The sequence below is a fragment of the Desulfatibacillum alkenivorans DSM 16219 genome (assembly GCF_900142135.1).
GTDB classification, from domain to species: domain Bacteria; phylum Desulfobacterota; class Desulfobacteria; order Desulfobacterales; family Desulfatibacillaceae; genus Desulfatibacillum; species Desulfatibacillum alkenivorans.
Genome location: NZ_FQZU01000065.1, coordinates 1 through 18,256, shown reverse-complemented (window position 1 = coordinate 18,256; position 18,256 = coordinate 1). Strand labels below are relative to the sequence as shown.

16 protein-coding genes are annotated in these 18,256 nt (G+C 56.3%); 3 read left to right on the top strand and 13 right to left on the bottom strand.

Annotation, left to right across the window (positions count from 1 at the left end; all coding sequences use genetic code 11):
* From BUE18_RS26165 to BUE18_RS26155, 3 genes are all read left to right on the top strand, one after another.
* The coding region (locus BUE18_RS26165) for a transposase (protein ID WP_211482848.1) at positions 1 to 321 on the top strand (321 nt) is incomplete at its 5' end.
* Between the two features lie 106 nt (positions 322 to 427).
* Positions 428 to 820, top strand: a complete 393-nt coding sequence (locus tag BUE18_RS26160; protein ID WP_073479088.1) for a bacteriohemerythrin — start codon at positions 428 to 430, stop codon at positions 818 to 820.
* A gap of 327 nt (positions 821 to 1,147) precedes the next feature.
* Positions 1,148 to 1,540: a bacteriohemerythrin gene (locus BUE18_RS26155; RefSeq protein ID WP_073479087.1), complete on the top strand. Its 393-nt coding sequence runs from the start codon at positions 1,148 to 1,150 to the stop codon at positions 1,538 to 1,540.
* Positions 1,541 to 1,652: 112 nt separating this feature from the next.
* On the opposite strand, the gene BUE18_RS26150 is transcribed toward BUE18_RS26155, so the two are convergent.
* The 13 genes from BUE18_RS26150 to BUE18_RS26085 form a co-directional block, all read right to left on the bottom strand.
* The gene (locus BUE18_RS26150; RefSeq protein WP_073479086.1) at positions 1,653 to 3,557 is read right to left on the bottom strand and encodes a BRCT domain-containing protein; all 1,905 of its coding nucleotides are present in this window, start codon (positions 3,555 to 3,557) and stop codon (positions 1,653 to 1,655) included.
* Entirely contained in the window at positions 3,533 to 4,276 is a 744-nt protein-coding gene (locus BUE18_RS26145) for a nucleoside phosphorylase (protein ID WP_170868478.1), read from the bottom strand. Before BUE18_RS26145 ends, BUE18_RS26150 begins: the two co-directional genes overlap by 25 nt.
* 8 nt (positions 4,277 to 4,284) lie before the next feature.
* Complete coding sequence (locus BUE18_RS26140; RefSeq protein WP_073479085.1) at positions 4,285 to 4,536, bottom strand: hypothetical protein; 252 nt, start codon at positions 4,534 to 4,536, stop codon at positions 4,285 to 4,287.
* A gap of 578 nt (positions 4,537 to 5,114) precedes the next feature.
* Complete coding sequence (gene glyS, locus BUE18_RS26130) at positions 5,115 to 7,187, bottom strand: glycine--tRNA ligase subunit beta (protein WP_073479083.1); 2,073 nt, start codon at positions 7,185 to 7,187, stop codon at positions 5,115 to 5,117.
* A gap of 35 nt (positions 7,188 to 7,222) precedes the next feature.
* Positions 7,223 to 8,089, bottom strand: a complete 867-nt coding sequence (glyQ, locus tag BUE18_RS26125; protein ID WP_073479082.1) for a glycine--tRNA ligase subunit alpha — start codon at positions 8,087 to 8,089, stop codon at positions 7,223 to 7,225.
* A gap of 17 nt (positions 8,090 to 8,106) precedes the next feature.
* A complete protein-coding gene (locus tag BUE18_RS26120; protein WP_073479081.1) occupies positions 8,107 to 9,168 on the bottom strand; it encodes a GHMP family kinase ATP-binding protein in 1,062 nt (353 codons plus the stop codon).
* Positions 9,169 to 9,184: 16 nt separating this feature from the next.
* On the bottom strand, positions 9,185 to 9,961 hold the full coding sequence (recO, locus tag BUE18_RS26115) for a DNA repair protein RecO (protein WP_073479080.1): 777 nt from the start codon (positions 9,959 to 9,961) through the stop codon (positions 9,185 to 9,187).
* A 6-nt stretch (positions 9,962 to 9,967) separates the two neighbouring features.
* A complete protein-coding gene (mgtE, locus tag BUE18_RS26110) occupies positions 9,968 to 11,320 on the bottom strand; it encodes a magnesium transporter (protein WP_073479079.1) in 1,353 nt (450 codons plus the stop codon).
* 62 nt (positions 11,321 to 11,382) lie between these two features.
* Complete coding sequence (locus tag BUE18_RS26105; RefSeq protein WP_170868477.1) at positions 11,383 to 12,363, bottom strand: peptidylprolyl isomerase; 981 nt, start codon at positions 12,361 to 12,363, stop codon at positions 11,383 to 11,385.
* Positions 12,364 to 12,405: 42 nt separating this feature from the next.
* On the bottom strand, positions 12,406 to 13,248 hold the full coding sequence (locus BUE18_RS26100) for a SurA N-terminal domain-containing protein (RefSeq protein ID WP_073479077.1): 843 nt from the start codon (positions 13,246 to 13,248) through the stop codon (positions 12,406 to 12,408).
* Positions 13,249 to 13,318: 70 nt separating this feature from the next.
* A complete protein-coding gene (gene mfd / locus BUE18_RS26095) occupies positions 13,319 to 16,858 on the bottom strand; it encodes a transcription-repair coupling factor (protein WP_073479076.1) in 3,540 nt (1,179 codons plus the stop codon).
* A gap of 15 nt (positions 16,859 to 16,873) precedes the next feature.
* Positions 16,874 to 17,689: a DUF362 domain-containing protein gene (locus BUE18_RS26090; protein ID WP_073479075.1), complete on the bottom strand. Its 816-nt coding sequence runs from the start codon at positions 17,687 to 17,689 to the stop codon at positions 16,874 to 16,876.
* Between the two features lie 375 nt (positions 17,690 to 18,064).
* On the bottom strand, positions 18,065 to 18,256 hold a 192-nt coding region (locus tag BUE18_RS26085), incomplete at its 5' end, for a transposase (protein WP_170868476.1).

Sequence of the window (18,256 nt, the reverse complement as noted above, 5' to 3'; positions counted from 1 at the left end):
GTGGAGGCGATGTTTTCCGAACTGGATCGCAAGACAGGGGCCAAGCACTTGCGGGTGCGGGGGCTGGAAGCCGTGCGATTCTGCGTGGTCCTGAAGGTTTTGGGGATGAACATTTTCCGGGCGACGCGTTACCGGAGGGCGAAAAATGGGGGCGGCCCCAGGTCAGGGGGCCTGAATCTCCCTGTTTTGCGCCTGCTTTTTCATTTCAAAGAACAAATTGTGCGCCTGTGGGAGAAGATGGGCTTGAATCCGGGTGGAAAACGGATTCGGATTGATATCCGCTGTTCATCGCCCCATTTCAGGCTGCAACCCGATTTTTAACTTTTTACCTGGGCATCCTATTTAAGGCTAAAGTCTCCTTTAAAACCTTCCGATATGTAAGGAACGGGTAAACCTATGTATCGAATTTTTCAAAAGGAGACTGTGAATGGCGTTTTTTCAATGGGAAGACAAGTACAGCGTGGGAGTGCCCCGTTTTGATATGGAACACAAAAAGCTCATCGGCCTGACAAACCGGTTTTATGAGGCCATGAGCGCAGGCAAGGCCCGTGAGGTCATGCAGGAGACATGCAACGAACTGGTTGCATATACCCGCACGCATTTCAGTAATGAAGAGGCAGCGCTAAAGAAAAGCACCTATCCTGATTTGATTAACCATCAGGAAGAGCATAAGCTGTTCACCAAGCAGGTTATGGACCTGCAAGCGAGGCTCCAGTCCGGCGAGACGGTAATGGCTTCCTCCATGGGAAATTTCCTGAAGAACTGGCTGGTAAACCATATCATGGGAATTGATAAGACTTACGGCAGGCATCTGAGCTAAGATAGCCTGAAACGAGCGGCAAGGTTGGATTTTTCGCCTCCCGGCTCCGGCTTGAGTCCAATATGATTTGGAAAAGGGCTGATGCAAACCATGCATCGGCTCTTTGTTTTTTTGGCGCCCGGGTGAGTTCGCCTTCCGCCCTGTGCAGGCGGAACGCCCTGTATGCATCTTGGTAAAACAGCATGTTCCTGTTAAATCCCTTACTCCAAAAATTTCCTGGCCCGATTATTGCTTATTTTTCCTTACATTTCCAAATTGCAACAATGAGCGGGACAAGCATGTTGCAACAAAGGCGTTATAGCCCCCAACAGCAAAGGAGAAAGCAAAATGGCGTTTTTCAACTGGGAAGAAAAATACAGCGTAGGCGTGCCCCGTTTTGACAATGAGCACAAAAAGCTCATCGGCCTCATCAACAATTTTTACGAGGCCATGAAGGCCGGCAAGGCCAGAGATGTCATGGAATCCACCTGCAACGAACTGGTCAATTATACCAAGACGCATTTTGCAAACGAAATCAACGCATTGAAGAAGACTGCCTATCCCAACATTCCGGCCCACGAAAAGGAGCACGCCTATTACACCAAGCAGGTGGAGGACATGAAAGCCAAGCTGGACAGCGGCCAGCCGGTGATGGCCTCCAATATGGGCAATTTTCTGAAAAGTTGGCTGGTAAATCACATTGTGGGGGTAGACACGACCTACGGCAAGTATTTCAAATAAGGCCTATCGGCCTCTTTGGCTGGCAAAGGTGAAATTGCCGGGATTGCCCCAGGCTGCATTTTTTTGCAATAGGGCTAATGCGTCAAAGCATTGGTCCTTTGTTCAGCAGCCCCTATGCCTGTTGGAACAGGCTCAACTGTTCCGGTTCATCCCCAGAGGCGCCGCCTTCCAGCATTTGGAGGTATTCCTGTTCCGTCAGCACGGTGACGCCCAGGTCCTGGGCCTTTTGAGTCTTTTTGGCGCCCACTTTGGCGCCGCAAACCAGGTAATCGGTCTTGCCTGTAACCGCTTTTTGCACGTTGGCGCCCAAGGACCGGGCGTTTTCCTCCATGTCCTTGCGGGCGCCGGTTTCCATGGTTCCGGTAAACACCACGCCCTTGCCGGCGATGGGGCTGGAGACGTTCACCTCGGATTTCAGGGGCGTAGGCTGGAGGTTGAATCCCAAATCCAGCATATGGCGGATGGTTGGGCCTAAAGCCTTCAGGCCTTCTTCAATGGAAATGCTTGTAATTTCGCCGAATCCGTGCAGGGCGACGATGTCGTCCCGGGTTTTGTCCAGCAATTCCTCCAAGGGGAAAAAGGAGAGAATCTTGCGGCTGTCGCCTTCGCCCAGGTCGCTGATGCCGAAAGCGGCCAGAAAGCGCCAATCCTCCACGGGCCGGGATTTGCTCAGGCTGATTGCCTCCACCAGATTCCTTGACTGCACCGGTCCGAATTCCAGGGCCAGAAAATCCTCCTCGGTCATGGCGTAGATCTTTTCCAGGCTGTCAAATCCTCCGGCCACAAGCCTTTCCACGGTTTTTATACCGAACCAGTCCGCGTTGCCCAGAATCCGAAACCAATGGCGGATGCGCTGCTCCACCCGGGCTTTGCAGTTGAGGTTTGGGCATTTCAAAAAATCGTTGTTCCATTCCAATGGAGTCTCGCAAACCGGGCAGTTTTCCGGGATTTGCGTATCATCCGAGGGAGTCAGCACGTTCTCCAGTTTGGGAATGACCTCGCCGGAGCGGATGACCTCGATGCTGGCGCCGACGCCCGCGCCTTTTTCGCGAATGCGTCCGGCGTTATGGGCCGTCACCCTGCGGATGGTGGCGCCCGACAATTTCAACGGCTCCACTTCCAGCACGGGGGTGACGTTGCCCGTCCTCCCCACCTGCCAGGTGATGGCGTTGACCCTGGTGACGCCGGTCTCGCCCTTGGCTTTGATGGCGATCTGCCACCGGTAATGATGGGAGGTGGCGCCCATATGGTCGCGCACGTCCTGGTTCATGACCGAGGCCACCATGCCGTCCATGGGATAATCCGTGGCCTGGATCAGGTCCCGGGTGATTTTCTCGCTATTCTCAAGCAGTTCCCTGCCCGAGCCTTCCCATTTGTTCAGCGTGGCGTAAGGGACGAAATGCACCTGCCTGTCTTCCAGCGCCTGCTTGGCCGAGATGTTCAACACGTCCGAAGAAATAATCCCGACAACCATGTTCCGGGGATGCTCGAAACGGTCGGCCAGGTTTTCCTGAAAATAGGATTGCACCGCCACGATTTCGCCCAGGCCCAAACCGCGTCCGCCCTGGGGGATCACGCCTTTTTCAAAGGCCTTTGTAATGTCGTAGCCCGCATACCCGTTGCCCCGGGTGGCCAGGATTTCCCCGTCGTCCCGGGCGGCCAGGCCGTCCAGCTTGGGCGTTACCTGAAAAAGCACGTCCATTACGCCGATTTGGGCGGCCTCTTTGTAAACCCTTTCAACAAAGCGTTCCAGGGATTGTTTGTCGTAAGCCTTTTCCGTGGACAACATGGGAGCGGGATGGCGCACCTCGCGCTTGTCCGCAAAGGTCTCCGGCTCCACGGCGGACAAAAACCCGTGGTCCGGGGCGATCTCCCGCAGGCGCTCCACCAACAGGTCGTAATGGGCGTCGGAGATCATGGGTTCGCCGGCCCGGTAAGCCTCGTTGTATTTTTCAAGCCATTGGACCAGGAGCTCGGGATCGGAAATGTCTGCTATGCTGCTCGGCAAATCCTGCATAAGGCCTCGATAACTTTCTTACGGGTTTTCTGAAATGTGGGGTTGCTGAAGCCCGGCTTCCACTTGCCGGAATGGAGCTCGTCGGAAACAATTAACACGCCGCACAAGGCGGCCTCCCGAAAATTGGCCACGGACTGAAGCGCGGAAAGCTCCATTTCCACGGCCGCCGCGCCCTGCCGGGAAAAATACTCGATCTGTTCGGGAGTCTCCCTGTAAATGCCGTCCGTGGTCCAGACGGCTTTTCGGGCGTGTTCGATTTCCTGCCGCTCCAGGGCGCCGGATAGCCAGTCCGCCAGGTCCTCGTTGGGGAAGGAGCGGACGATGGCTCCAATCTCCCGGTGCGAATAATGGACCGACGTGCCTTCATCCACAAACGCAGAGCTTGGCACAATCACGTCGCCGATTTCCAGGTCAGGGCTCACGGCGCCGCACCATCCCACGAACAGGATCTTTTCGGCGCCGCTGGCGATTAGCTGCTCCAGGACGTAAGCGGCGTAAGGCGCTCCCATCATGGGGCCGGCCACGCACCCGCCCTTGCCGTCCTTGTTAAAATGGATTTTGTTCATGGGCAACTGGTGCGATTGCTTCAAGCCAAGGCATTTGACCAGATCGTCCACGTCAGGCCGCACCGCGCACATAAGGGCGATGGAGTCCAGTTTGGGGACGCCCTTAATGGCCCTGGGATTGATGAGGGCGTCCCGGGAGGTTTTTTCATCCACAATTTTCATTATTCGGGCGGTGCAAGCTCCAGGAGTTCGTCTTTGATTTCGTCAATCATATCATACAGCCAAAGCACGTCTTCCACGGTCAAACGGCCCGCTTTTCCCTGCCTCTTGGTGCCGTCCTTACGGGTGAACATCCTGGGGCCGATCTGGAGCTTGGGCTCGGATTCCGCGTACTGATTGATGGAAATAACCAGTCCGGTTTCTTCGGATTCCCATGACTTGAGCACTTTATCCAATTCCGCATCGTAAGGCATATTCTTTCTCCTTGAGTGTATTATTTAACCATGAACCCCGGCCGGCCCGAATAAAGGCCGCCGGGGCTGGTTCGTTATTGTTATGACAGGGCGGATGCGCCATGGCCGCAAAAGGGACGCTGGATCCACGTTTCCGTGAGTGCGTCATGATGATTGCAAAATCGCTGCAATCATCCCGCCGCCCCCCTCCACGGGGACGACGGGCGGCAAGCGCCCTTAAAAATCCCATTCGCCATATTAGACCGTCATTCCCGCAAGGGCGATCCGCTTTTCAGGATCGTCCGCAAGCGGGAACCCAGTGTCTTTATTTTTATGCATCTCATTTTCTTGGTGTAACCAGTAATGAGAAAAATGCATAACAGGCTATGATTGTTGGGTTTCGCAAGCTCAACCCAACTTGCGGCGCTTTGACCCCGTTAAGGCGTTTTTAGGTCGGGTTACGAAGTCCGGCTTTGCGCTTCAAATGGTCGCGAACGCGGGGGGACCTCAAACCCGACAAAGCGTGACTTGTTCTCTAACGACTCACTAAATCCGGCTTTGCAAGGTCTCAAACGTCAAACGTAGATTTGACCCCATTGCTATGCGGAAATGCGCGAGAAATCCGCAAAACGGCCGAACAGGCCCGCAATGCCTGCCAGCAGGGCCAAACGGTTTTCCCGCACCTTCATGTCCTCGGCCATGACCATGACGTCGTCAAAGAAAGCATCCACCGCCGGACGGAGCTTGGCGACTTCCAGCAGGGCCTGATCCACGCCCAGGCCGCTGACCTTGGCTTCCATGGCGGTGAAGGCTTCCAAAAGATCCTTTTCGCAATCCTTTTCAAACAGGGCCGGGTCCACCTTCTGATCGGACAGGGTTCCTTTTTCCGCAGCCTGTTTGATGATGTTGGCCACCCGTTTGAAGGTCTGGGCCAGAGCCTCGTAATCGGGCAGGGTTTTCAACTTTTCCACGGCCGCTACGCGCTTCCACAGGTACGGGACGTCGTCGCAGGAGATGGCGACGGCCGCCTGGATGACGTCTTTGGAAAATCCCTGCTCAGAGAGCATGTGGGCCATGCGGTCGGCCAAAAAGGAGACGACTTTTTCCCGGGTTTCCGCAAGGTCCTGGTCCGCCTTGTCCTTGACCAGTTCCAAGCCTTTATCCACGATGGCGCCAAGGCTGAGGGAATATCCCTTTTCCTGCAGGATGCGTATGACGCCGATGCCCTGACGGCGCAAGGCGTAAGGATCGCGGTTGCCCGAGGGGATGAGCCCCACGGCGAAGCAGCCGCACAAGGAGTCCATTTTATCGGCCATGGCGACGGCGTCGCCCGTCTTGGTCCGGGGCAGGGGGCCGCCGGAATAGGCCGGCAGATAATGCTCTTCCAAAGCGCTGGCCGTTTCCGCGTCCATACCGGCCAGGGAGGCGTAAGCCTTGCCCATGACGCCCTGGAGCTTGGTGAACTCGATGACCACGCCGGAAACAAGGTCGGCCTTGCAGAAGTGCGCCGCCATTTGGGCTTTCTCCGGATCTCCGCCGATTTCAGGGGCGGCGGCCAGGAACTTGGCCATTTCCTCCACCCGGGCGACCTTTTCGCCCACGGAGCCCAGCTTCTTCTGAAACAGAACCCGATCCAGGCGCTTGACCCAATCCTCCATGGACTGTTTTTTATCCACGTCCCAGAAGAACTTGGCGTCGGACAGCCTGGCGCGGAGCACGCGTTCGTGGCCGGTGGCCACAAGCTGGGGATCCTTGCATTGGGTGTTGTTCACAGCCACAAAGCAGGGCATGAGCTTGCCGTCCTTATCCTGGATGGCGAAATATTTCTGGTGCTCGCGCATGGCGGTGATGAGGACTTTGTCCGGCACTTCCAAAAATCCGGTTTCGAACTTGCCGCCCACGGGCGCGGGGAATTCCACCAGATTGGCCACGATGTCCACCAGTTCCTCGTCTTCAATGGCCTCGCCGCCCAACTCCTTGGCGATAGCGTCCACGCCTTCCTTGACCATTTGGCGGCGGGCGGGAATGTCCGCAATGACCTTGGCCTTTTCCAGGGCGTCCACGTACTCGGACGGAGTTTGGATATCAATGGCCCCGGGCGCCATGAAATAGTGCCCGCGGGTCTGGCGGCCGGTGGTCACGCCGTTCCATTCAAAAGGAATCACCTGGTCGCCCAGCAGGGCCAGGATGGAGAAGACCGGCCTGGCGAAGGTTCCGGGCAGGGCGGCCCAGCGCATGGACTTGGGGAACGGAATATGGCTGATGATCTCAGGCAGCATTTCCTGGAGGATGCCCAGAGTTTCCTTGCCTTCGTCCTGGATTTTGGCGCATAAATACACGCCTTTTTCCGTTTCCTGAAACCTAAGTTCTTCCACGGCCACGCCGGCTTTTTCGGCGAATTTGACGGCCGGCACCTTGGGCTTGCCCTCATCGTCAAAGGCCACGCTTTTGGGAGGGCCGACCATTTCGGTGGTCACGGATTCCTGCTTTTCAGCCACTTCGTCCAGGATCACGGCCAAACGCCGGGGCGTGCCGTAAACCTTGGGCTTTGAATGGGCGATCCGAGCGCTTTCCAGCTTGGCGTCCAGGGCCTGGGCCAGGGCCTCCAAAGCCGGGACAATATACCCGGCGGGGATTTCTTCGCTTCCTATTTCCAATAACAATGGTTGCATTTCATACCTCTATGTATTTCCCGGAAAATCCCGGCTTATTGGGCCAGGGGAAATCCCATGGACTCTCTTTGTTCAAGATATTTCTCGGCGCAGCCCCTTGCCATGTTGCGGATGCGGGCGATATAGCCCGTGCGCTCCGTAACGCTGATGGCGCCCCGGGCGTCCAGCAGGTTGAAGGTGTGCGAGCACTTGAGGCAATATTCGTAAGCGGGCAGGACCAGTTCCTTTTCCAGGCAGGCCTTGGCCTCGGCTTCGTAGGCGTCGAAAAAGCCCAGAAGCATATCCACGTTGGCCACCTCAAAGTTATAGGTGCTTTGCTCCACCTCGTTCATGTGGTGCAGGTCGCCGTATTTGACAACGCCGTTCCAGTCCAGTTCGTAGACATTATCGATTTCCTGCAGGTACATGGCGATGCGCTCCAGGCCGTAGGTCAGTTCCACGGTCACGGGGGAAAGCTCGATGCTGCCTGCAAGCTGGAAATAGGTGAACTGGGTGATTTCCATGCCGTCCAGCCAGACTTCCCAGCCCAGGCCTGCAGCGCCCAGGGTGGGGGACTCCCAGTCGTCTTCCACAAAGCGGATGTCGTGGGCCAGAGGATCAATGCCAATGGCCTTGAGGCTGTCCAGGTAAAGGCCCTGGACGTCGTCCGGCGATGGCTTGATGATGACCTGAAACTGGTAATAGTGCTGGAGGCGGTTGGGGTTTTCGCCGTACCTTCCGTCCGTGGGCCTGCGGGAAGGCTGCACGTAAGCGGTTTTCCAGGGCTCGGGCCCTAAAGACCTCAGAAGGGTTTCGGGATGAAAGGTCCCTGCTCCCACTTCCATGTCATAGGGCTGCACCAGGACGCAGCCTTTGTCAGCCCAGTATTTTTGAAGCGTGAGAATAATATCTTGGAACGTCATGGATTGTTTTCCTTTTCTTACCTTTGGCTTACCAGGACCCCGTCCGGGTCGACGCCCGCATCCAAAAGATGGGCGCCTTCTTCGCCGGCCAGGATCTTTGACCATAACTCTTTAATGGCTTCCATTTTATCTTCTTCGCCCAACGCCCATACGCAACCACCAGCGCCGGCCCCGGTAAACCGGGCGCCAGCAGCATTCTCCTTGGCCGCCTGAACCAGGCGGTGCATGATTGGATTGAGGACGCCAGGAGTCATTTCCAGACGCAGGTCCACTTCCTTGTTCATGGCCTTGATGGCTCTCGGGAAATCCTTTTTATCGACGGCGTCCACGAAATCCGCGGTCAAGCCTGCTATTTGCACCCATTTATCCCGGGTGGACCCGGACACGAACTGCTTCATCCAGGTGGTGTTCACGTCGGCGGAGACATGCGGGATGCCGCAATAGGCTATCAGGATGCGCTTTTCAAACTCCCGGGCTTCTTTTTTGCCCATGAGGGATTGCTTTTCAAACCTCGGGCCGTCCGGGCTGACCGTCCAGTACCAGGCGTTGACGCCCCCGTAAGCGGCGGCGAGCTGGTCCTGCAAGCCGCAGGGGATGCCCAGAACCGCGCTTTCAATGTCGTGGGCCAGGGCCACGGAGCGCCGGACCGGCAACGCGCGCTCTCCCAGCTCCTGATAGGCTCTGTCAAAGGCCGCGATAACCGCCAGAGCGGCCGCCGACGATCCGCCCAAAGCGCTTTTGGGCGGCGAGTCGGATTCCACCGTAATATGAATGCCGTGGGCGCGATAATACACGGCAATGGCGAAAATGATGCCCAGGGGATGGTCAAAGGGCGCGGAATCCAGCTGAAATTCGGCGCTTTCAAACCCCCGGGACGAAACCTTGACCATGTCCGAGTCGTTGGCGCACAGCGTGACCCTGGTCCTGAGAGCCAGGGCCGCATTGAAGGTGCACGGCGAAAGATGGTGGAGCGCATAGTAAAACACCGGGATGTCCAGGGTGCCTCCCATGTCGATCCTGCAGGGGGCCGAAGCCTCCACCGAACAGTCTTGCAGCAATTCTTTTAAGCGGTTAGACATGCAAAAAGCCTCCCATTTAAAAATGCCGTCTCCGTAAATCCTTCAAAAAACGCAAACTCTTGGGCTCCCTGCCCAGATGGTACGCCAGGAAAGACTCCAGCAAGTCTCTCCCGCGGTCCATGGCCTCCCGGCTCAACTTCATGCGGCCGGCCGCGGCCAGGTCTCCTTTGTTAAGCCACAGCAATTGCTTGACCGCCCCAACCGACAACACCGGGCCGGGCGCCAGGCAGACTCCGCACTTGGGGCATACTATGCCCCCCCGTGCATGGTCAAAGCAAATTCCGCCCTGGCCCCAATCTTCCAGGGACCTGCAGCACAATACGCATTGATCCAGGCTGGGGGTAAGGCCCGCAAGCGCTAAAAAACGCAATAAAAATAATATATTGACCTTGTCCCTGTCCACCTTTTCATCGTCCAGGTTTTCCAGGGAGCGGATCAGCAGTTGAAAAATCTCTTCCTGAGCCTGTTCTTCCTCAGCCCACGAGTATATGGTTTCGGCCCACAAGCTGGCAAGGGCTGTTTTGTGGATATCCATTCGGATATTGCTGAAATGCTGTTCCAGGTTGGACTCCGAAAGCAGAGGCAGCCCGCCTTTTTTTTTGCCGTGCGCATACACGATGCTGACTTTGGAAAACAGCTCCAAAGCGCCCCCGAACCGTTTGAAGCTCTTGCGCGCGTTTTTCGCCAGGGCGGCCCTTTTGCCTTGAGCCTGGGTGAAGAAGGTGACTATGAGGTCGAAGTCCCCGTATTCAATGCTGCGCAAGATTACGGCTGATGTGGTTACAGGAGGCATTGGTCTTTATAGGTTAAGCAGCACGGTGGCGATTTGAAAATAGAAAAACACGCTCAAAATATCGATGGATGTGGTGACAAAGGGCCCCGTGGCCACGGCCGGGTCAATATGCAGCCGGGCGAAGATAAGGGGAAACATGGAGCCCACCAGGGCTGCAATGCTCATGGAGGACATGACGGCCAGGGTGACGGCAAAAGACAAGGACCATTGGTCGTGCGTAATCCTGGCGACCGCGCCCACAACCAAGCCGTAAAAAACGCCCAGGATCAGCCCGACTGACAACTCTTTGCCCACCACGCGCCATAAATCGCGAATATTAATCCTGCCCGTGGCAATGCCCCGGACCACAATGGTGGAGGACTGGGTGCCGATGTTGCCGCCCATGCCCATGATGACGGGGATGAACGCCGCCAAATACGCCATTTGCTTCAGGCTGGCCTCAAACCGGCCTATGATGAAATAGGCCAGCACGCCGCCCAAACAGCTTGCAAACAGCCAGGGCAGGCGGATGCGCGTACTCTTGACGATGGACTGGGTTTCCACAAACTCTTCGCCCACGCCGGCCATCTTGAACATATCCTCGGTGGCTTCCCGGCGGATGATGTCAATGACGTCGTCCACGGTGATGATGCCCACCAGCTTGTTTTCCTCGTCCACAACCGGGACGGCCAGGATATCGTATCGGGCGACGATCTTGGCCACTTCCTCCTGGTCCATGTCCGTGCTGACCCGGTAAACGTCCCTGGTCATAAAATCCCTGACCGGCGTTTCCGGCGGAACCACCACCAGCTGGCGCAGACTGCTGACGCCCACCAGCCTGTCGTAGTCGTCGGTCACGTAGAGGTAGAAGGGCATTTCAACGTCTATGTATTCTTTTTGCAGGGAGGCGATGGCCTTTTCGGCCGTGGTATCTTCGCTCACCGTGACAAAGTCGGGCACCATGATGCCGCCGGCGGTGTCGGTGTCGTACCGGAGCAGGCCTTCGACTTCCTCGGACCCCTCTTTTTCCATTTTTCGGAGGATTTCCTTGGCCAGGTCGGCGGGAAACCGCTCCATAAGGTCCGCCACGTCGTCCGAGGCCATGGTGTCCAGAATGTCCACGATCTCGTCAACGCGAAGATCCTCCACAATGCGCAGGAAGATGTCTTCATCCAGCTCGGAAAAGACCAGGCCCTTTTGCTCCAAATCCTGAATCATGGAGAAGAGCTTTTTCTGGTCGTAGGGGGAGATGGTGCGAAAGGCGACGGAAAGATCGGCGGCGTGAGTCTTGTTGACGATCTTGCGGACCTGTGAAAAAGCCCCTCTCCTTAAAAGCCGGCGGATGGGTTCTATGGTCGTTTTGGTACGATCGCCTAACATGTCAGCAAACACCTTTCCAGAGTATATACAGGTTTTTCGACGATAACTTCGATGGAACCTGTTTACCTAATTATTTTTACGTAAGAGTTGTCTTCCAATTCAGAAACCCACTTTTCGTACTTATGCTTAACCTCTTCATTATACAGCAGTTCCTGAATCTCTTGGTGGGCGTCTTCCAGGCTGGTTCCTTCCCCCATTTCGGTTTCTTCCAGCCAGAAGATTTGCAGCCCCAAATCCACGGTCATGGGCTCCGTAATATCGCCGGGCTTCATGGTTTTCACTTTTTCCGAAAGATCCTTGGTCAGGTCGCCGGCCTTGAAAAAGCCCAGGTCTCCGCCCGAGCCCCCGATTTTTTCATGGGAGACCTTCTCGATCAAAGCGGGAAAGCTCTCTCCCGCCTTGTACATGGCGATGATTTCGCCCATGGTTTTTTCCACGGCTGCTTTTTGCTCTTCCGCGGCGTTTTCGGGATAAGGCAAGAGGATATAACGCAGATGATAGGATTTTTTCCCCTCATACTGGTCAATGTGCTCGTTGTAATAATCCTGGACTTCCTTATCCGTGATTACGATTTTGGAATCCACTTCCGTGGTTTTCAGCTTTTGAAACAGGATGGTGTCGTGAATCTGGTTGCGGAAAAGCTCCATGCTGATGCCGTCCGCGTCCAACTGGGCTCTCAGGGCTTCGTCCGTCAGGTGGCTGCTTTGCTTGAAACGCTCCAGATAGGAGTTCACCTCGCCTTCCAGGACCTTGACGCCGAGTTTTTCGCTTTCCTGCTCAACCAGCAGGGAGCTGACCATAGAGCTCAGAATATCCTCCCGGTATTGGTATATCGTTTTTTCCCTTTGCTCGTCAGGCAGACCTGCCGCGTCAATTTTGGCCACGATCGGGGCCATTTTTTCGTTCAGTTCGGAAAGCATGATCACATCCGTGTTGACAATGGCCACGATCCGGTCCACCAACTCGCCTTCCGCAAAGGAAGGGACAACCGTCATCAGCGTCAACAGGGTCGAGAAAAGGGCGGTCAAACAATTTTTTTTCATGCAACTCATCATGGTATCGTTACACTCCATGCCGTTCTGCTGCTACAGAAGGTCCGGCCTGACTGAGACGGGAAAACGCTCCTTAAGCTCCAGCAGCCATTGGGCGTATTCATCCTGGGCTTTTTGAGCTTCCAGGACTTTTCGTGCAATGCGCTTTTGCTCCTCAAGGGAAGGGCCTTTGGGCTCAGGGGCGTCTTCTCCTTCAGGGGCTTCACTTTTTTCGTAAGCCGTATCTTCTTCCGGCCTCATTTGAGGAATGACGGGATTCTCGGCGAGATAGGCTTTGATCTCTTCCTCCGAGACCTGCACCCTGCCATCCATCTCCCGGGAAATCGCCTGCTCCAGCAACAGTCTGCGAGCCAGCCCTTTTTCCCAGAGTTGAAAAGTCAAGGCCTGATCCCGCAAGACGGAGACAAATGCTTCCGGCGGTTCGGTCAAGTCCTGGGGCGCAGCCTGCTCTTGCTCCTCCCCGGCCTTGTCTTTGCCCAATATGGGGTCGTCGGGGTTGACAAAAGTGTAGTCCCGCCAGATTCCCTGCTCCGCCTTTTGCAGGGCTTCCGGAGTGAGGACCAAGCCATTCACCCGTGCGTACTCCAGGACGAACATTTCCTCCACCAATTGGTTGAGGAACTGTCTTCTGGACTCTTTTCTGTTGGCTGTATAGCCCAGCCCGTAACCGGAAAAGCCTGCCTCGGCAAGTTCAAACAGCTCGTTGAACTCAGGCAGCTTCAGGACGGTCTCGCCCACGCGGGCCAGGGCGTCGTCCCGGACCTGCTCCCTTTCTCCGCAGCCGGGAAACAGCAATACGCCCGCGAGGAGGACGGCCAGCGCGCCTGCCAGGATAACGGGTGCAACGCGCGAATTTTTAACCCTGTTTGTAGCCACCGCATCCCTCCGTAACGTTTTAAACGTCCGGCGTTCGGGCCTGCGCCTTTCCAGGCGCAAGGCAATTGAATCAATTAACACGCTCGGCGATTTCTTTCAATACGTTTTTAACGGCCACGGCCCGGCCCTTGACGGCCTCCGTGTCCAGGGCCACTTTAAGCACGCCCTCCGGGTTCAAACGGAATCGGGGGAAGTTTTCCTTTATCATATAAAGCAGTTCGTCCCGATTGCGCTGATGCTCCGGGGAGATGACAAGGTGGAGGTTTTTACCGGCCATGTCCATCTTTTTCACCCCCGCATCCCGGCACAGAATTTTGAACATAATCTTGAAAAAAAGCTGATTGGTCTCTTGGGGAACCTTGCCGAACCGGTCCTGCATTTCCTTGGAAAAGGCGCCCACGTCCGAGACCTTTTCCATGCGGGAAAGGCGCCGGTACGCCAACAACCTCTGGTCCACATCCGGGATGTACCATTCCGGGATGAACGCGGAAAAATCCACGTTGATTTCCGGGTCCAGGGGCGGGGCCGAGCCTTCCCCCTTTAATTGGCCGATGGCGGTCTCCATCAATTGGAGGTACATTTCATAGCCCACGGCGGCAATCTGTCCGCTTTGGGCCGAGCCCAGAATCGTTCCGCCGCCCCGAATTTGCAGGTCGCTCATGGCGATGGCGAAGCCCGCGCCCAGGTCGCTGTGCTCCATGAGCACTTTGAGCCTGCGCTGGGCGTCCCGGGTGAGCACGGACTCGTCCGGGATGAACAGATAGGCGTAGGCCTGGTCGTCGCCCCGGCCCACCCGGCCGCGCAACTGGTATATCTGGGCCAGGCCGAACATGTCGGCCCTGTTGATGAGGATGGTGTTGGCCGCGGGAATGTCCAACCCGGATTCAATGATGGCCGTGCAAACCAGGAGGTCGATCTCGTGATTCACGAATTTCATCATGACCTTTTCCAGCATGGTCTCGGACATCTGGCCGTGGGCCACTCCCACCCTGGCTTCGGGCACGAGCCTTTTCAGCCTGCCCGCCATGACGTCGATGGACTGGACCCGGTTGTGCACAAAAAACACCTGGCCTTTGCGGGCCAGCTCCGCCCGGATGGCCTCCGCTGCAATCACCTCGTCGAATTTGGAGACGTAGGTGGTGATGGGCCGTCTTTGCTCGGGGGGCGTGTTGATGACCGTGATGTCCCTGATGCCCACCATGGACATGTGCAAGGTCCGGGGGATGGGCGTGGCGGTCAGCGCCAGGACGTCCACGGTGGCGCGGATTTTCTTCAATGTCTCCTTGTGCTTGACCCCGAAGCGCTGCTCCTCATCAATGATCACCAGGCGCAGGTCCTTGAACTGCACGGACTTCTGCAGCACGCTGTGGGTGCCGATGACAATGTCGATATCCCCGTTTTCCAAGCCTTTGAGGATTTCCTTTTTTTCGGAGGCTTTTCTGAAGCGGTTCAGACAGGCGATTTTTACGGGGTAGCCTTCGTAGCGCTTTAAAAAGGTCCTGTAATGCTGCTCGGACAAAATGGTGGTGGGCGTGACAAAGGCCGTCTGCTTGGAGTCGCTCACCGCCTTGAACGAAGCCCTCAACGCCACCTCGGTTTTTCCGTATCCCACGTCCCCGCAAATCAGCCTGTCCATGGGCCGCTGGTTTTCCATGTCCGCCAGCACGTCGTTGATGGCCTTGGCCTGGTCCGGGGTTTCCTCGTATTCAAAATTGGCCTCGAACTCGGCGAAGTAACTGTCCGTGGGCGAGAACGCATAGCCCTGTTTGACCTTGCGCACGGCGTAGAGCTTAAGAAGCTCTCCGGCGATTTTCTCCACGGACTTTTTAACCCGGCTTTTGACTTTTTCCCAGGCTTTGCCGCCCAGCTTTTCCAGGGCCGGGGCGGTTTCGCCCATGGTCCGGTATTTTTGGATGAGGTTGGACTTGTCCACCGGCAGGTAGAGCTTGTCTCCGTCCCGGTATTCCAAAAGCAAAAAATCGTTGGCCACGCCGCCCAGATCCATCTTGACCAGCCCGCCGTATTGGGCGATGCCGTGGTCCACGTGCACCACAAAATCCCCCTGGCTGAGTTGGGCCAGGTCCAACAATTCGGTGCGGGGGCGTTGGGTTTCGATTTTCCGGCGGCGATGCTTGGGCCCGAATATCTCGGTTTCCGTAACCACGGCCAGGGACTCGGCCGGCCACACAAAGCCGGAGGACAGACTTCCCAAAACCACCTGGCACCGGGCGCTGGGCCTGGTCATCCAGTTTTGATTGCGGGCGAGACCCACGCCGTATGGGGTAAGCAGGGATTCCAGACGCTCGGCCTGCATCTTGGAGCCGCAAGCCATGACAATGGAGTAGCCTTGGGCGCGTTTGTCCTTCACCCAGTCGGCCAGGGGCTTGAGCAGCTGGTCCCGCTCTTTGGACGCCTTGAGATTCTGAGTCAGCTCCGTATTGGTCTCCACATGCAATTGCATGCGGGCCTTGCCTGCCTCCTGCTCCTGCGGGCCGGTGACGGCCAGCGCGGGAAAGGTCAGGGGCCTGGCCCGGTTAAGGCGCTTCTGAAACTCTTCCGCGGTCAGATGGGTCATGGCCGGAGGAATGGAAAGGCGGTTTTCCGCCTGGGCGGTTTCGTAGTTCTCCTCCACGTCCTCCAGATATTTTTCGTACTCCCGGGACGCGGCCACAGGATCCAGAACCGCGCACAGGGTGTCGGCCGGAAGGTAGTCGAATAAGGAGTCTCCGCCGTTTTCGTACAACAGGGGGACGAATCCCTCAATGCCCGGGAACTGCTGGGTGGTCTTGAGGCTGTCCACCACCTCGCGGATTTTGGTCACCGGCATGTCCGCCAGAACCGCCTTTTCCCGCACGCGATGGATGACGCTTTGCAAATGGTCTTTGGAAACCACCGCTTCCGTGGCGGGCAGGATGACCGCCTCCTCCATTTTTTTTATGGTGCGTTGGGTGGAGGGCGAGAAAAATCGGATGGAGTCCACCTCGTCCCCGAAAAACTCGATGCGAAGCGGCTGGGAGTACGGCGGGCCGTAAACGTCCACAATGGAGCCCCGGACGCAAAAATCGCCGGGCTCCTCCACAATCAGATTTTTGACGTAGCCGCCGCTCACCAGTTTTTCCACAAAGGAGTCCCGGTCCAGCTCCTCGCCGGCCATGATAAGCTCCCCAAAGCTGTTGAGCGCGCTTTTGGGAATCAGCCTGGACGCCATGGCCTGGGGCGTGGTCACCACAATGGCCGGATCCGGCGAGTTGGCCATACGGCTTAGTGCGGATATGCGATTGGCGGCGGTTTCCGTATGATACGAAATCCCCTTAAAAGGCAGGATGTGATAGGCCGGGAATTCCAGAATCCAGCCTTGGCCGGGCAGGGCCGACTCGGGCGGTTTCAGGTCCTGCAGAAAAAAATCCAAATCCGCGCACAGGGTTTTGGCTTCCTTTTTGGTGGGCGCCAAAACAAGGACGGTGCGGTTTTTCTCCCGGAAAAGCTGGGCGATAAAATAGGCCTGGGAGGATCTTTCCAACCCCAGGCATTCCACCGGCCCCTGGCTTTCCCGGGTCAGGGCCAGGTATTGCGCGGCCGCCTTGGCCGCATTTGGATTGGGGGAACTCACTGCAAAACTACTCCATTACGTAAAATCCACCAGGCCGTGGATTCGATTGATGGCGTCTTCCACGCTCGCCCCCCCATGGAAGTTCACCCGAATCGCCTCGGATGGACAAATTTCCACACATCGGCCGCAGCCCCGGCAATCGCCGCTGATTTCGGCCTTGCCGTCGACCAGCCGGATTGCGTTTACAAAACATATGTCATTTATGCAAGCCCCGCAACCCACGCATTTGTCCGTAACGGCTACGGTCAGGCCGGGCATGGGGGCCACGCGATCGCTGATTTTGTCCGTGATGGTCGGGATCACCTTCCACAAGCAGCAGCAGGGACAGCAGTGGCAAACGGTCAGCAGTTTTTCCTTGGGCCTTACGTTCAGCCAGATGGTGTCCAGCTTGTTGCGCCCTATCAAATGCACCAGGCCCGCCTCCCGGCATTTGCGGGCGTGCTCCAGAGTTTCCTCCACGGAGGCCAGGCGGCCGAATTTCGGGTTGATGTCCAGGGCCGCCTCTCCCAAAAAGATGCAGCCCAGGTCTATGGGATAGTCCCGGCAGCCTTCGCTTTCCCTGCAGATGCAGGTGTTCATGATAAACCGGTAATTGGAGCGGATGATAAAGTGCTCCAACACCTGGGACGGCATGACCATATCCTCCCGGCCGGCCAGATCATGGTTGATCTCCACCACCGAATCCTTGGCCAGATAAATGATGTCGTCATTTTCAAACAAGGCCTTTTCGATCAGATTGCCAAGCACGGGAAAATGCGTCAATCGCGCCAAGAAAAAACGCGAGGAAAATGATTTTTTAAGAAGCGTCTTAACCCAATACGGACTTGCCATAACACCCCCTCCGGATGACTAAAAAATGGTCAGATCGTTCCGAGCTAAAATCAACGGTTTCTCCCCCCGGAGACGCTGACTGTCAGACTATTGAATGTGGTTCCAAGGTCGTTTGAGATTGATGGTTTGAAAACGCGTCCGATCGATGAAAAATAAGCCCGCCCCCAAGACTCCCCCCTGGATGAACGGCGTCGGCGTCGGCTTATGCGTTTAGACAAGGCATATCAAATGGAGTGGGAAAAGTCCAAGCATTGTGCGTTCGGAATAAAAAACCGACCCCTGAGGGGCCGGTTTTGGGATTAACCCCTGGAAGGGGATAAAATTGCTTTGCCCTCTGAGAGGGCAAAGTTGAGTTGCCCCCATTTTACTATGTTATCAGTAACGGGGATTCTCGGATTCCCGTTCCTTCTGCTCCTGATGTTTGACGTACTTTCGAATCATTTCGGAATCGAGTCCCACTGTGTCTACGCAATATCCTCTCGACCAGAAATGATTGCCCCAATAGGGCTTTTTCTTCAACTCACGGAATCGGTTCAAAACACGGATAGCCGTTCGTCCTTTGACCGT

What these genes read in the sequence shown, in the direction of transcription:
- BUE18_RS26090 (WP_073479075.1), bottom strand. Translation starts at nt 17,689, where the DNA reads ATGGCAAGTCCGTATTGGGTTAAGACGCTTCTTAAAAAATCATTTTCC.
- BUE18_RS26155 (WP_073479087.1), top strand. Translation starts at nt 1,148, where the DNA reads ATGGCGTTTTTCAACTGGGAAGAAAAATACAGCGTAGGCGTGCCCCGT.
- recO (WP_073479080.1), bottom strand. Translation starts at nt 9,961, where the DNA reads ATGCCTCCTGTAACCACATCAGCCGTAATCTTGCGCAGCATTGAATAC.
- BUE18_RS26105 (WP_170868477.1), bottom strand. Translation starts at nt 12,363, where the DNA reads ATGAAAAAAAATTGTTTGACCGCCCTTTTCTCGACCCTGTTGACGCTG.
- mgtE (WP_073479079.1), bottom strand. Translation starts at nt 11,320, where the DNA reads ATGTTAGGCGATCGTACCAAAACGACCATAGAACCCATCCGCCGGCTT.
- BUE18_RS26150 (WP_073479086.1), bottom strand. Translation starts at nt 3,557, where the DNA reads ATGCAGGATTTGCCGAGCAGCATAGCAGACATTTCCGATCCCGAGCTC.
- BUE18_RS26140 (WP_073479085.1), bottom strand. Translation starts at nt 4,536, where the DNA reads ATGCCTTACGATGCGGAATTGGATAAAGTGCTCAAGTCATGGGAATCC.
- glyQ (WP_073479082.1), bottom strand. Translation starts at nt 8,089, where the DNA reads ATGACGTTCCAAGATATTATTCTCACGCTTCAAAAATACTGGGCTGAC.
- glyS (WP_073479083.1), bottom strand. Translation starts at nt 7,187, where the DNA reads ATGCAACCATTGTTATTGGAAATAGGAAGCGAAGAAATCCCCGCCGGG.
- BUE18_RS26160 (WP_073479088.1), top strand. Translation starts at nt 428, where the DNA reads ATGGCGTTTTTTCAATGGGAAGACAAGTACAGCGTGGGAGTGCCCCGT.
- BUE18_RS26120 (WP_073479081.1), bottom strand. Translation starts at nt 9,168, where the DNA reads ATGTCTAACCGCTTAAAAGAATTGCTGCAAGACTGTTCGGTGGAGGCT.